Source organism: Nodosilinea sp. LEGE 07088 (assembly GCF_015207395.1).
GTDB lineage: Bacteria > Cyanobacteriota > Cyanobacteriia > Phormidesmidales > Phormidesmidaceae > Nodosilinea.
Map to the genome: position 1 here is coordinate 1 of NZ_JADEWX010000023.1, position 13,596 is coordinate 13,596.

Consider the following 13,596-nt stretch of genomic DNA (forward strand, 5'->3'; position numbering starts at 1 on the left):
GAGTCAAGGAGTGGGGGGCAGGGGGGGGCAAATAGCATCGGTATAAGTTCACGTTAGCGTCGGCTTGTGAAATTTATCGCCACCCAACGCTTTTGGCCCAGTCATCACTCGCCTGTTTGTAAACTCTAAAATCTTCAGGTGCGTTTCCACCTTCGGCTTCAACTTCGAGTCTGTGGTGGTGCAATGACTGCTGGAAGAGGGGTAGCCCTACCTGCTCCCTTAGCTGGTCAATGTTTTCCTCATCTTCGACTTCGCAGGTTAGTTCTCCGGTCTCATTCCAGTCGAGCACGGTGCCGTAAACTTGTGGTCTCCCTTCGTTAAATCTGATTCTATCTGTCAGTAATGCCACTTGTTTGCCGGGTACATCTCCCTGCTTTTCTGCGTTGGAGAGGTGGTCAAGAAATTTCCGTTGCAGGGCAGGGGTACAAATGGAATGCTGGGCAATTAGCCACGCCGCTCTAGACCCTTCTAATCCCACTTTTGAGATCCCGGGCCAGCCGTGCTCTTCTATGATTTTATCTAGGGCTATTGCATTTTCCCTGTGAACGCTTCGCATGGCCTCATGGTAAGTGCCATACAATTCACCTTCTTCAAGCAGCTTATTTCTTGTATCAGTGTCTTTCTTTTTGAGGAGCTCTAACTGTTTGAGTAGGTCATTGTCCATGCAGGTCTCTCCCAATGCACGACCAGGCTAGCGCAAGCCCGACTGCACCCGCCACAGGCTGGCGTAGATGCCGTTTAGCTCTAGCAGTTCTGCGTGGCGACCCTGTTCGACGATTTCGCCGTCGGCCATTACGTAGATGCAGTGGCAGTGGCGAATAGTCGAGAGGCGGTGGGCGAGTCGGCGGCGTCTGGAAGCTCGCCGCCGGGGCGATATTAGCGTTGGACTAGCCGAGACAAGGCTGGCTTTGGATGAAATGTAGGAGAGGAGTGAGGAGGAGTTAAGGTTTCTCAAAATCCTTCATTTAGCCTGACAGCAGTATCTTAAGCTTTGGGCCTGGAGTAAGATCTCGACACATCGTTGAGGCAGGGCCAATGCTAGATCGTTTCTGGGAAGTGCTGGGCTACGTATTTGCCCTCAACGGTGAAGCTTTTCGCATTGCCACCACCGTCCCGGCTGGCCAGGGGCTGGCGATGCTGGTGGTGCTGCTGGCGGGGCTGTCCCAGGGCATTGGTCAGGGCATTGTTTTGTTCGTCAACCAGGTTAAGCCGGCGCGGTTTGTCTTTAGCCTGCTGATTAATGCCGTGCTGTTTGCCTGTGGCTTTTTAGCCCTGGTGCTCAGTACCTGGCTGGTCACCCTGGCGCCCTGGTCGAAAAGTTTGCCCTTGGGCCAACTCGTGACGGTGCTGGGGTTGGCCTACGCACCGCTGCTATTTAGTTTCTTAGGCGCCATGCCCTACCTTGGGGTGCCGATTTTAAACCTGCTGTCGGTTTGGAATCTACTGGCCATGGTGGTGGGCTTGGGCGCGATCGCCAACCTGGACATTAGCAATGCTTTTGGTTACGTCGCCTTCGGCTGGATTTTGCTGCAGGTGCTGCAAAACACCATCGGTCGCCCCATTGCCAGCCTAGGCAAACGCATCGCCAACCGAGCTGCCGGAGTAGATCTGGTCACGAGTCGCAGCGATCTGGCAGACTCATTTCAAGCCTCTCTGGCCCAGACCCCCAGCCGCTGGAAGGAAGAATTTACCCAAAGTATTGACGCCCTCAATCGGGGCAATGTGATGGCGGCCATGGCCGGAGAACCCACGGCGATCGCGATCGCGGGAGCGGGAGGTACTGTTGCTGCCGTCTCTGTAGGCGCTAGCCCCAAAGCAGAACGCCTGGGCAGCGGGCTCAAAACGGGGTTGGGGCTGCTTGCCATGGTGGTGCTGACATTGGTGGTATTGGTGCTGTTGAGGCCCTTGCGCGAATGGTGGTTTGGTTGGCTCAACGGTCTGCCGACCCTGGTGCGGCTGGTACTAAATCTAGTTTGGATTAGCCTAGTGGCCCTGGTGGTAGCGGGTCTTTTGGCCCCTCTAGAAACCTTGGGCTGGTGGGCAGGGTGGTACGACGACGACGTCAACACCACCCTCAACGCTGGGGAATTGGCAGAGCCCGTGGCTGACACCAATCAGATCAGCCGCTACGTGGTGTATCTCGACGGCATTGGCATCTCCAGCTTTGAATACCTGCCCGATATTGAAGAATTTCTCGATACCCTGGCTCCTACACTACCCGAAGATGTAGCGCTGATTCGCGGCATCATGCCCTACTCGGTGATGAATGCCCCCCTAGATGAAGACCGCCCCCTGGCGTTTCTCTGGCGCTACGCCGACAAACTGCGGTTTGCCAATCCGATGAGCGTACTGGGGCTGCTGGTCAACATTCGCAATATCCTGATTGTGGGCGTCTCCGCCGACAAGCGCTACGGCCCGCTCTACAACCAGGGTATTGCCCAGGTGGTATTTAACGGTCTGGTGAAGAATGGCTACCAGGTGGGGAGCGGCACCCCGGTGACCTTCATTGGCTATAGTGGCGGCGGGCAAATGTCCTGCGCCAATGCCCCCTATCTCAAGCGAGCGCTGGGAGCACCCATCGACGTGATTTCTTTGGGGGGAGTCATCAGCGCCAATATCAACATCCTCAAGCTAGAGCACCTCTATCACCTAGTGGGTGAAAAGGATGTGGTAGAAAAACTGGGCCCGAAAATTTTCCCCGGTCGGTGGCAGCTGTTTCCGCTGTCTTACTGGAACCGGGCCAAGCGCCGGGGCAAGATTTCGTTCATTTCTATGGGGCCGGTGGGGCACCAGGTGCCGGGGGGCATTCTCGACCCCAAATTGATTTTGCCCGATGGCCGCAGTTCTCTACAGCAGACCCTGGATACTATCAATGCCATTTTGCGCGGTGAAATGCTAGAAACGGGGCTAGAGCGCGGTAGCCAGACCAACAACTACGATGCCTTTAGCGCTACTCCCCTGGTGCAATACCAGAGCTATCCCCTTGACCGGCAACCCGACCCCAGCCTCTACCGGCCTATTGGCGACTGGATTGGCCGCCTGATTTTGCCGGCGAAAGCCGAACGATTTGGCGGGGCGTTTTATGAGATTCACCACGCTCCGGCGGAGCACTGGGGGCTAGTGGGTCAGGTGGTTAAGCTGTGCTGGTCAGACCATCCTTTCACCCAAAAGCTGGTGCAGGCGGTGACCCATGACGTGCACTTTAGCGCCGATGCTGAATACGCCAGTCGCTTTGGCGGCGTCATTAACCCCGTGCGGCTCAACCACTGGCTGCGGGTTGACCCGCTAGAATCCCTGGCGGGATCGCTGCCGGGCGACGACATGATTGTGGTGGTCGAGAACCCCGAGGTGGTGCTGGGTACCGCTGGGGCTACTCTGCTGATCGATGCCCAGCCCATGGAGGTGACCGGGCGCTACTACGGCCTGGTGCAGTTTGTGGGGCCGACCGTAGAGGATCAATGGCGGGTGCGACACTTTAACCGGGTAACCCGCACCTTTGATGGCCCCGAGGAAATAGTCAGCCTGCCTGCGCCCCAGGAGATGGGGGTCTATGGCAGCGAGCCATCGACCTCGCAAGATCTTGAAGAATCGCCCTATAACGAGTCGGGTTGGTATGTCTACGGAGCGCAGAATGTCAGCGGCCTATTCAAGGTGCAATCGCTTGGCCCTCGGGCGCTGTTTCGCCTGCAACCTGAGCGGGTAGTGTTTGGGGGAGCTAAGGCGTCCTATCGCTATATTCGCCAAGGGGCTTGGGCTGAGGTGGTAGCCCAGAAGGGCAAGGTCAACTCGGTGCTCTGTACAGCGAGAGACAATGGCCGCCCGGAGGCGATCGCAGAAGCCATCGACGAGTGGCAGGTGGGCGATCGCGCCCTGATCTTGCATACCTACGGCGGCATCGGCGGCCATAAAAAGGAACCCGCCGCCTTTAGCCCCATTTTCTTTGGTCATTTTGCCTACGGGCGAGCCGAGGTCGTGCACGACCCGCTGGCCGACGAGCGGCGGTTTGAGATCCGCTACTACCAGGTCTATGCCCACAATATCGACGGGCTGATTGCTGGGACGCTACACTGGTCGCGGTATCAGGGCGATCGCCAGCGAGGTTGGCTGGGCACCCGCCCCACCTGCGATATTTTGGTCAAGCTCGATTTGTTTAACCGGGCCTATCACTTCAAAAACGAAGTCCGTTCACCCCTTACCCGTATGGAGGCTCACCTGCAAGCCATGACCGCCCGCTATCGCATTGGCGATGGCACCGGCGGCACCTTTGTCGGCCCGTCAAACAACTGCTCCCAAGATTCTAACCAGGCTTTGTTTGCCAGCCTGCAAGGCATGACCCACAGCCTAGATCGCCATGCCGATGCCCTCAAGGCCTGGAGCGAGCAGCACCCCGACCAGGCGAATGCTCTACGTCAGCTCGAAGCCTTTGGCCAGGATCTCATCAGCACGCTACAGCCCCTGGGCAGTTCTCGCCCCGACTGGGAAAAGAATGAATTTAATCTCGGTAGCTCCATCGAAGACGAACCAATTCGTAACCTGATTATGGGTTTGGGCAGTTGGCGAACGGTGCTGCCCCGCAAGGCCAGCGATGTGGTGGTGCACAAATTTCTCAAGTACGGGGCCTCGGCTTGGGTGCTGCGCACCAGCCAGGTAGGCGGACACGATCCCGATATCGAACCAATCGCCCCCATGACGTTTTAGATCAGTGGGACAACAAGGATGCTGGGAGATCGAAGCCCGTCAGCAGAAACCGGAGCAAAAGAATCAGGTTCTAAACCAACAGCCCCTCCAAGGAGGGCGGGCAGGCTTGTTTGCCAAAGGTCAAAGCTGATGCCAGACTCAGGTTGTACCCGGTTGCTTACCCTAACGCCTGGTTTTGGCAGCGGCAATTGCCCTCGACTCAATCAAAAACCCAGGAATGTCCTCCAGTTCCTTGGCGTCGAGAGCATACTGTTCGCACACCAGGCTGAGGCGGCTGCCCCCGCTGACCATAGCGTTGATCGAATGAGTCAGGTCACCCTGAAAATGCAGCAACAGCCCCGGCTGCGGCCGAATCTGCGCCACTCGTCGCCGTCCCTGCTGGAGCACCAACTCGCCGCTGGACAGGTCGGCGGGCACCTGCACATAGAGCACGCTCACCTGATCGGGCGGTTCAATGGTTTTGCAGTACGACCGCAGCGATCGATCGATATGGGGGTCAACCCGCGACCCCTGGTTCAGCAGTAGTGGGTTGAGATAAAAGGCATTGCAGTCGGGCAGCAGCGCGCGATCGAGGTAGGGCTTAAAAAACGGAAACTGGCGCTCGACCTCGGTTCGGCCCGACCGGGTAAACACCACCGAAAACCCCTTGGTGGCGACAAAATCGCGGTTGAGGTTGTTGGTGGCGAAGTACCGGCACGCCTGAATGCCACCCCGCAGGTTGTGGAGATAGGCCGTGGAAAAGGCCTCGGGTTGGCAGCGATAGTAGGGCATAGGGGGAGTGCAAAGGCTGAGACATCAAGGCATGGCCTAGGGTACAAGGTATCAGGCAAACGGTTTAAGGGTAGGCCGTAAACCGTAAACCCGAAACCGTGCTAGCTTAGCACCCGACTACCCTAACCAAAGGCTGGCGCTAAAGCTAACCCACTGCTGGGCCAGCAAGAACAACCCGACAGCGGCTAAAACCCACATCAACCGGTTGAGCGCGGGTAGGGTTAGAACCGCCAGCATAGCGCCAATGCCCACAAAGGCGAAGGGGGTGCCAAAATAGTGGCGCGATGTGCTGTAGAGGTATCCAGAATTGGCCAAAAAGTTGATGATGGAATGTACGCCTGAGAAGGCGATCGCATAGAGCACCGAAAACCGCCCTACTAGTTGCAGCATTGCTGTAGGTGAACTTGTAGGCAGCGCCGTCAGCCTAGCTTTACCAAAGTGCCCCAGCCCTGCCATTGCGCCAATAAACGCCAGAGGATGCACCAGCAAACTATACAACCAGGGCTGCCGTGGCAGGCTGAGGGTTAGCAGCTCTCGCTGCCGATAGGCCCCATAGATGATCCAGCCCAGGGCCGCAAACACCAACATAGGGGTGTAGAGACCATGCAGGTCGAACAGCAGCGATCGGGGCAGCACCAGCAGCCACGGGCGCAAGGCGAGGCTGCGACCCCAGGTCACCTGAGCATGAAAAGGACCGAAGAAATCACCTACGGTGTTGAGGCAAGTCAGGCCAACCACGCCGTAGCCCACCAGGCTACCTGCCCCAATCAGGCTGGCCAGTATGAGCTGGCGGGTCGGCAGCCCCCAGCGCCCTGGGGATATTAGCGAGAGCCGCTGCATCAAAAGCAGCATGGATAGGGTAAACGCGATCGCAAACCACGACTGCACCAACGCCGGGCGCAACAGGTTGAGCAACGCCGACAGCCCAAACACCGCTGTATAGAGGCCGACCGTTTTGGCCTGAGACAGCGGCGACTGCTCTACCTCGTGCAGGCACAGCAAAAATAGCAGGCTCAATACCCCAAACAAACTCTCGGTGTAGCCAATCGATTGAAAAATAGCGTTGGGCCCCAGTGCGTAGAGCACCAGCACCACCAACGCCGCCGCCCGATGACGCAAAATGCGCTCAAAGGTCCACAGTGCCAGGGGCAAAGAGGCCAAAAAAATCACCTCTGACCCTGGGAGAGCGACCTTTAGCGCCTCAGCTGCGGTGGCGGGAGACACCAACCACCGCACTAGCCCTGGCCAGAGGGGGTAAAACGCGCTACAGCCAGGGTTAACGGCTAAGTTGGCGTAGTGGATGGCATCGTTATAGTCAAACTGGTCAATGGGCTGCAACACCCAAAATTTTTGCCAGCCTGTCCCAGTCGCCAGCAGTACACCGGCCTGTACAAGCAGATAAACACTGCATACTGCCGCAATTTTGAGCCCAAACCGAGCCAAATTTCCTGGGGCAGAAGAATTCTCTGCCATGTTGAGCCTCGCCCTGCCGACGGTTTAGCCTCATATCTTACTGGCAAGCGAGATGTTGGAGCGGCATACCGTGCTAGACCTAAGATCGCACCGAAGCAGGAGTCAGCTGAGGCGGCAGGTCACTGGGTTCGCCTTCGAGCAACAGGGTGCGAATCAGACGAGCTAGGGCCCGCTGGGCGAGACCGGCGACAACCTGTTGGCCCATGGCCTGGGTTTCGGGCTTAAACAGCAGCGGGGGAATGCGGGTCGCCACCTGGGCCGCGTCAAAGCCGGGGGTGTCTTTGAGAATATCGAGAATGCGGCGTAGGTTATCTAGATCACTGGGGGCTGCGGCATCGACAACGGGGGCATCTTGCTTGATACCCAACCGACGCTGTACGGCGATGGTGATCGATTGCACCGTATTTTGGCCAAAGCTATCGAGGCCGTTGACTAACTCAGAAACGATGCGATCGCGCAAAAACGAGCCCCCGTCTGAGAACAAAAACCCCAGGGTCTGGTCGATCAGCCGCTCCATATCGTATTCGTCGCTATCGCGGGCGTTGCGCAGCAGATTTTCGAGCCGGTTCCAGCGAAAGCTGCCATCTTTAAACAACAAGTCTTGCAGAGAGGCGCGCAGTTCAGGCGACTGATCGGTCAACAGGCGCTTAGCCACGTAGGGGTAGGCCTTGCTCAGCACCTTAAACTCAGGGTCAACATTAATGGCAATGCCTTCTAGCGTCACCAGCGATCGAATAATCAGGGCGTAGTAGGCAGGTACCCGAAAGGGGTACTCGTACATCAGCGCCGAAAACTCATCGGTAATACTCTTGAAATTCAGCTCGGCCACGCTGGCCCCCAGGGCGTTGCTAAACACCTCGGAGAGCGCCGGAATAATTGGGCTGAGATCGGTATCGGGGGTGAGAAATTCGAGCTTGACGTAATCGTTGGCCAACCCCTCAAAGTCGCGGTTGACCATATGTACCACCGCCTCAATCAAACCATAGCGCTGGTAGGGTTTGACCTCGCTCATCATGCCAAAGTCGAGATAGGCCAGCCGACCATCGGCCATGGCCAGCAGGTTACCGGGGTGGGGGTCGGCGTGAAAGAAACCGTGCTCCAGCAACTGCCGCAGCGAACATTGCACCCCCACATCGATCAAATGGGTGGCGTCGATGCCTTTGCGATTCAGAACCTCGATGTTGGTGAGCTTGGTGCCTTCAATCCACTCCATGGTGAGTACCCGGCGGGCGGTGTACTGCGGATAGATGTGGGGCACGTAGATATCGGCAATGTGGCCGTAGAGTCTGGCAAAGCGCTGGGCGTTTTCGCCCTCGTGGGTGTAGTCCATCTCTTCAAAGATGCGCTCACCAAACTCATCCATAATGGCGACCAGGTCGCTGCGAATCTGGCTGATGCGATTGGTCGCAAACCGAGCCAGGCCTCGAATGATATAAAGATCGAGAGCGATGCGCTGGGCTAAACCGGGGCGCTGTACCTTAATCGCCACGTCTTCGCCGCTGTGCAGTTTGCCCTTATAGACCTGGCCTAGGGAAGCGGCGGCGACAGGGCTTTCAGAAATTTCAGCGTAGATCTGGCTAGGGGGGGCACCCAGCTCTTCTTCGATAAAGCGATAGGCGATCGCATTGGGAAAGGGTGGAATCTGGTCTTGCAGCGTCGTCAATTCTTCCAGAAAAATTGGCGGCACCAGGTCAGGCCGGGTCGAGAGCGCCTGACCAATCTTGATGTAGGCCGGACCTAGCTTGGTCAACATCTTGCGCAGCTGGGCGGCCCGCTTAGCTTCATTTTGGGCACTGCGGCCACCCCGGCGGTCGAGCCAGAGTTGGGCAAAAAAACCAATCAGCGGCAAGAAAATACCGATAAACCGCGTCCATACCTGAAACGGGCGGCGACGGTAGTGGGCGGCGATCGCATCGGGGTCGTAGCCAAATTCTTCAAAGGGATCTTGGGCCTTAGTGGCCAGGGTGCGGGGTGGGGTTACGACATCTGCGGCCAACACCTCGCCAGTTACCGTAATCGCTTCGGCATCGATAATGTCGATAGAGCCCCCGCTGCGGTGGGCCGAATCCTGAGTGGTGTCAAAAGCCATAGCCAGCTCGGTGAAGAAAATCAAACCCTGAGACAGCCTGGGTCTTAATTCCCAAACCATACTCGTAAACTATTGTAACGGTTTGTCTCCACAATCCCAGGTGGTGACCTCCCTACTTCCCCCTATCGAATGCCGCCCATAGAGGGATATGTCTGGCTCCCAGCCCCCCCAACCTAGCCACTAGGGTAGGTTGGGGGGATTGCCTGAGCGATCGCAAACAACTCCTGCCAGCTAAATTTTCTCAGCTAAAAACTCCACCAGCCGTGTCACCTTTGCCGACAGGTGACGATTCACCGGATACAGCGCATAGATATTGATCGACGGGGGCGGGTAGTCAACCAAAATAGGACACAATCGCGCTTCCTCTAAATCCTTTCCGACCATGAACTCGGGCAGCATCACAATGCCCAACCCCGCCAGGGCAGCGGCTCGTAGCACCTCGCCATTGTTGCAGCACAGCGGTCCGTTAACAGTAACGGTGTGCTGCACCTCGCCTACCAAATTCCAGCTATTATCTTGAGCTCGATGGCCATAGTGCAAACAGGCGTGGTGCCTGAGCTCATCGGGATGGGCCAGAGTGCCGCGCCGTTGCAGGTAGGTGGGGGCCGCACATAGCACCAGCGGGCAAGGAGCCAAAAGGTGGGCGATCAATCCCGAGCCGGGCGGCTCGGCAGCAATCCGCACGGTGACATCAAAGCCCTCTTCAATCGGGTCAATACGGCGATCGTTCAGCACCAATTCCACGTGCAGCTCGGGGTACTGGGCCATAAACGCCACCACTAGCGGGGCCAGGTGCCAGGTGCCAAAGGTCATCGGCGCATTGATGCGCAGGCTACCACGCGGCTCTTGCTGTAGACGGGTCAAGGCCAGCTCGGCCTCCTCGAGATCGGCGAGAATGGCAAGACAGCGATCGTAGTAGGCCCGCCCCGCATCGGTGGGCGAAACTCGGCGAGTGGTGCGGTGCAAAAGCTGAGTTTGCAGATCTGTTTCCAAATTCATCACCAGCTTGTTCACCGCCGATCGCGATAGATCCATCTTGCGGGCGGCGGCGGCAAAGCCCCCAGCCTCGACCACCTGGGTAAAGGCGCGCATGCTTTCGAGTTTGTCCATCTTGGGGGTGAGGGAGAGTGAGGAAATGGGTAGGTGAGGGAGTAGATAGCGTGGGTCATGCTAGTGCAATCCAATTGCAGCAAGCGTTTGAAGACTGACCCACGGGCAAATCAGGCAAGGAATAGCAAACAGACCAATTGTCTTCTTCCAAGCGACAATGCGTCAATTAAATTGCCTATTGTCAATTGATTAGCATCAGTATATCGTTAATTTATTCGGATGTTTCCAATCCATTGACGCTAATAGGAGGTGTCTCTAATGATTACGGTTCGTCCTGCAAGCGATCGCGGTGCCGCTAACTTTGGCTGGCTCGATTCTCGTCACAGTTTCTCCTTTGGCAACTACTACGACCCTCGCCATATGGGCTTTGTCAGCCTGCGGGTGATCAACGAAGACAAAGTATTGCCCAGCCAAGGCTTTGGCACCCACGGCCACCGCGATATGGAAATCATCACCTACGTGCTCGACGGCGCGCTAGAGCACAAAGACAGTATTGGCACCGGCTCCGTCATTCGCCCAGGGGATGTGCAGCGGATGTCGGCAGGAACGGGCATTCGTCACAGCGAGTTCAACGCGTCCGACAAAGACCCGGTGCACTTCTTGCAAATTTGGGTGTTGCCCGAGGTAGAGGGCATTGCCCCTAGCTATGAGCAGATCTCAGTGGCCCCCGAGGCCAAGCAGGGGCAGTTGCGTCTGGTCGGTTCTCGCGATGGCCGCGATGGGTCGGTCACCATTCACCAGAATGTCAGCCTGTACGCGGCGACCCTTGCCGAGGGCGAGCAGGCTACCCACACCCTTGCACCGGGCCGAGTGGCCTGGGTGCAGGTGGCTAAGGGCGCAGTTCATCTCAACGGCCATGCCCTTACCGCCGGGGATGGAGCCGCTGTCAGCGACCTAGAGATACTGACCCTCACTGGGGATGAGGCCGAGGTGCTGCTGTTTGACATGGCCGCCTAACAAGCTTGCGGCGGTGGGGGTAACTCGCCGCCGCAAGATGTCTGAAGCAAACAAACTCGTAGGAGAGGAAGAACGGATGGCTGAACCTGTTATTGCCGATACTAAGCCTGTGGTGATGGAACTAGAGGCAGGAGACTATTTCTGGTGCACCTGTGGCCAGTCAAGTAAACAACCCTTTTGCAACGGAGCCCACCAGGGCACCGAGTTTACCCCGATGAAGTTTACGCTAGAGGAAAAAAAGCAGGTGGCTCTCTGTGCCTGCAAACACACCGACAATACCCCTTTCTGTGACGGGAGCCACAGCAAACTCTAGGGTGAGCCAATCTTCAAACGCTGTCAGCTTTTCTGATAGGTAACAGGATTTTATCTGGTAGACCACGGGTGTAGTCTAAATCTGCACCTGTGGTTTTATTTTTTTGGAAAAAAAGAATATCAATCGACTTTTGCTTAGTGTCTGCTTGATTCACTACCCAGATCGATGACAACTCTTTGGGTGCAGATTCTAGACGATAGCTAGTACTCTACGGCGCAAGTTTAGATATTACTCTTTAGGGCTAGGGAGCTAGGGAGCCAAGCGATCCGGAACGGTGGACATATTTCAGTCTTCGAGTACTAGTGGGTCACTTGGTATGAACATCGCCAATCTGGGAAGGGCTACTTGCCCTGATTCTGCTAAATCAAGCGATTTAGCAATGGCTATATCCGAAGCAAACGACCCACTAGTAGTTCTGGCGCAGACGACCGCGAGTACGGCTACTAAGGCGATCGCTAACCAAACCGCGATCTTTTTCGGTCAGGCCGCTAATGCGCTGCTGAGCCTGGTTGAGCTGGTGATTGTCGGATAGTCGGTTGATGAGATCGGCCTCGTAGGCACGCTGACGAGGGCTAAGGCGAGACTTTCCCATGGGGCAATGCGTTGGCTTAACTATTGGTCTTAGATCCTTAGTCAAAGTGTAGTCTAAGTTTGTGGGAGACTGGTTGGGCAGCAGTCAGAAATTGTTACTTTTATTACCTCCAGTCTTTATTCTGGCTCAAGATGGCTAATCACAGAATGGTAGATCAAGGGTGAAAGGCTAGTACTCTGAGGCGGAAATGACCCAGCTGTTTATTCACGCGGAAACCCTTATGAGACCTGGGGTTCCCGTTCCGCCTTCTGCCTTCTGCCTCTGCCTTCTTACTGCTGCCTTTCGGTACTAGATCCCTGTGTCTAAGGCATTGATCAACTTATCGAGGTAGATCATCATTAGATTGCTCTGGTCGCCGGGCATGGTGTTGCGCACTTCTTCTTTGAGCAGACGATAGGCCACTACACAGGCAGTCTGGCGGTTAAAAGCGCGGATGATGTTTTGCATCCACACCAAGTACTCTTCCATGAAGCCGTCTTCGTCGTGGAGCAAAATGCCTTTGGAAATATACTCAAGGGTAAACATCATATCGCGCTGACACTGCTGACCATGCTCTTGCAATACCTGGCGGTGGGGAGTCTGCATCAGCCGTCGCAGTGAATTGAGCACCAGGTCTTTGCCATGGTCTCGAACGTAGCTGTAGAGATTCATGCGAGTTTGAAAGGCCTCCACCATGTCGTTGAAGGGGCGAAGTTCGGTATCAGTCAGGTAGCGGCCATCAGCATTTTGGACAGAGGTGAGTAAGGCGTTATTCATGACAGATAGGGCGCGATCGCGCGGTCTCGATGGGTTCCATCCCAAGGTGCCCAGTGGGGTTATGGTGATTTGTTATACCTAAATATTTCTTCGCACTTAGATGAGCAATGCTTGCATCTGGGGCCTAGAGCTACTAGAGCGGCGTCAGGCCACCGAAAGCCCCTTCAGCGAGGCCTCTGCCGAGGTGGTGCTGGAATGGCTGTTGGAGAATGACTGCGATCGCGACCAGCGCCAGGTACACCTGGTTGATCACACCGGCCACACCGCCGCCTGGACGGGTCGCGACTGCACCGGTTGGGCGGGGCACCGCACGTTTGCCAACGTGTCGGTGGCGGGAAATATGCTGACGGGGCCAGGCGTTTTAGAGTCGATGGCCGATGCGTTCCACGGCGGGGAGAGAATGGGTTTGAGCGATCGCCTGCTGCTGGCCCTAGAAGCAGGTGAAGCCGCTGGGGGCGACAAGCGCGCCGCCCTCTACGTAATGGATAAAACCCCGTATCCACATCTGGATCTGCGGGTTGACCACCACGATGACCCAATTACGATGCTGCGAACGCTGCACAGTGAGGCCCATCAAGACTACTACCAGTCTCTCCGCCAGAGCATGCCCAGCCAGCTGAATGTGCCCCAGCGAAATAGGGCCGTTTGGCTACCTGAGGCGGTTTAGCTTCACCCAACTCTCGATTAGGATCTGATTGGCCCAATCTACCTGATCATCTGGGGGACAAGGGTTTGGGCAATCAGCGTCATCAGCCAGTGATGTACCTCTGGCCAAAAGTCTGCGTATTCCAAGTAGGGGGCCATGCCAGTAAAGTGCGGACTTGAGCGTTGAGCCCA

The 13,596-nt window shown here is 56.5% G+C and carries 13 protein-coding genes and 1 pseudogene; 4 read left to right on the plus strand and 10 right to left on the minus strand.

The window, feature by feature from the left end:
- Positions 1 to 73: 73 nt before the first annotated feature.
- The gene (locus tag IQ254_RS08000) at positions 74 to 664 is read right to left on the minus strand and encodes a DUF6624 domain-containing protein (RefSeq protein ID WP_193965651.1); all 591 of its coding nucleotides are present in this window, start codon (positions 662 to 664) and stop codon (positions 74 to 76) included.
- A 27-nt stretch (positions 665 to 691) separates the two neighbouring features.
- Positions 692 to 841, minus strand: a pseudogene (locus tag IQ254_RS33515) (ABC transporter); the annotation flags it as partial.
- Between the two features lie 194 nt (positions 842 to 1,035).
- Here IQ254_RS33515 and IQ254_RS08010 point away from each other — a divergent pair.
- Positions 1,036 to 4,698, plus strand: coding sequence for a CAAX protease (locus IQ254_RS08010; RefSeq protein ID WP_193965652.1), 3,663 nt, complete (start codon positions 1,036 to 1,038; stop codon positions 4,696 to 4,698).
- 162 nt (positions 4,699 to 4,860) lie between these two features.
- On the opposite strand, the gene IQ254_RS08015 is transcribed toward IQ254_RS08010, so the two are convergent.
- The 4 genes from IQ254_RS08015 to IQ254_RS08030 form a co-directional block, all read right to left on the minus strand.
- The gene (locus tag IQ254_RS08015) at positions 4,861 to 5,469 is read right to left on the minus strand and encodes a 2OG-Fe(II) oxygenase (protein WP_193965653.1); all 609 of its coding nucleotides are present in this window, start codon (positions 5,467 to 5,469) and stop codon (positions 4,861 to 4,863) included.
- A 117-nt stretch (positions 5,470 to 5,586) separates the two neighbouring features.
- The gene (locus tag IQ254_RS08020) at positions 5,587 to 6,942 is read right to left on the minus strand and encodes a hypothetical protein (protein ID WP_193965654.1); all 1,356 of its coding nucleotides are present in this window, start codon (positions 6,940 to 6,942) and stop codon (positions 5,587 to 5,589) included.
- A 79-nt stretch (positions 6,943 to 7,021) separates the two neighbouring features.
- Positions 7,022 to 9,031 carry an AarF/ABC1/UbiB kinase family protein gene (locus IQ254_RS08025; RefSeq protein WP_193965655.1) on the minus strand — a complete coding sequence of 670 codons (2,010 nt, stop codon included), beginning with the start codon at positions 9,029 to 9,031 and terminating at the stop codon, positions 7,022 to 7,024.
- A gap of 231 nt (positions 9,032 to 9,262) precedes the next feature.
- Positions 9,263 to 10,141 (minus strand): LysR family transcriptional regulator, encoded by an 879-nt coding sequence (locus tag IQ254_RS08030; RefSeq protein ID WP_193965656.1) that lies wholly within the window; start codon positions 10,139 to 10,141, stop codon positions 9,263 to 9,265.
- A 258-nt stretch (positions 10,142 to 10,399) separates the two neighbouring features.
- Between IQ254_RS08030 and IQ254_RS08035 the strand changes: the two genes are divergently transcribed.
- Both IQ254_RS08035 and IQ254_RS08040 read left to right on the plus strand, forming a co-directional pair.
- Positions 10,400 to 11,098: a pirin family protein gene (locus tag IQ254_RS08035; RefSeq protein ID WP_193965657.1), complete on the plus strand. Its 699-nt coding sequence runs from the start codon at positions 10,400 to 10,402 to the stop codon at positions 11,096 to 11,098.
- Between the two features lie 76 nt (positions 11,099 to 11,174).
- Positions 11,175 to 11,411: a CDGSH iron-sulfur domain-containing protein gene (locus IQ254_RS08040; RefSeq protein WP_193965658.1), complete on the plus strand. Its 237-nt coding sequence runs from the start codon at positions 11,175 to 11,177 to the stop codon at positions 11,409 to 11,411.
- A gap of 13 nt (positions 11,412 to 11,424) precedes the next feature.
- Here IQ254_RS08040 and IQ254_RS31390 read toward each other — a convergent pair whose 3' ends face one another.
- The 3 genes from IQ254_RS31390 to IQ254_RS08050 form a co-directional block, all read right to left on the minus strand.
- The gene (locus IQ254_RS31390) at positions 11,425 to 11,565 is read right to left on the minus strand and encodes a hypothetical protein (RefSeq protein WP_228040349.1); all 141 of its coding nucleotides are present in this window, start codon (positions 11,563 to 11,565) and stop codon (positions 11,425 to 11,427) included.
- A gap of 252 nt (positions 11,566 to 11,817) precedes the next feature.
- The gene (locus tag IQ254_RS08045) at positions 11,818 to 12,003 is read right to left on the minus strand and encodes a hypothetical protein (RefSeq protein WP_193965659.1); all 186 of its coding nucleotides are present in this window, start codon (positions 12,001 to 12,003) and stop codon (positions 11,818 to 11,820) included.
- 288 nt (positions 12,004 to 12,291) lie between these two features.
- Complete coding sequence (locus tag IQ254_RS08050; RefSeq protein ID WP_193965660.1) at positions 12,292 to 12,759, minus strand: hypothetical protein; 468 nt, start codon at positions 12,757 to 12,759, stop codon at positions 12,292 to 12,294.
- Between the two features lie 100 nt (positions 12,760 to 12,859).
- Here IQ254_RS08050 and IQ254_RS08055 point away from each other — a divergent pair, with 100 nt between their 5' ends.
- Positions 12,860 to 13,426, plus strand: a complete 567-nt coding sequence (locus IQ254_RS08055; protein ID WP_193965661.1) for a DUF1028 domain-containing protein — start codon at positions 12,860 to 12,862, stop codon at positions 13,424 to 13,426.
- 38 nt (positions 13,427 to 13,464) lie between these two features.
- Here IQ254_RS08055 and IQ254_RS33520 read toward each other — a convergent pair whose 3' ends face one another.
- A complete protein-coding gene (locus tag IQ254_RS33520) occupies positions 13,465 to 13,563 on the minus strand; it encodes a DUF4058 family protein (protein ID WP_193965662.1) in 99 nt (32 codons plus the stop codon).
- Positions 13,564 to 13,596: the final 33 nt, after the last annotated feature.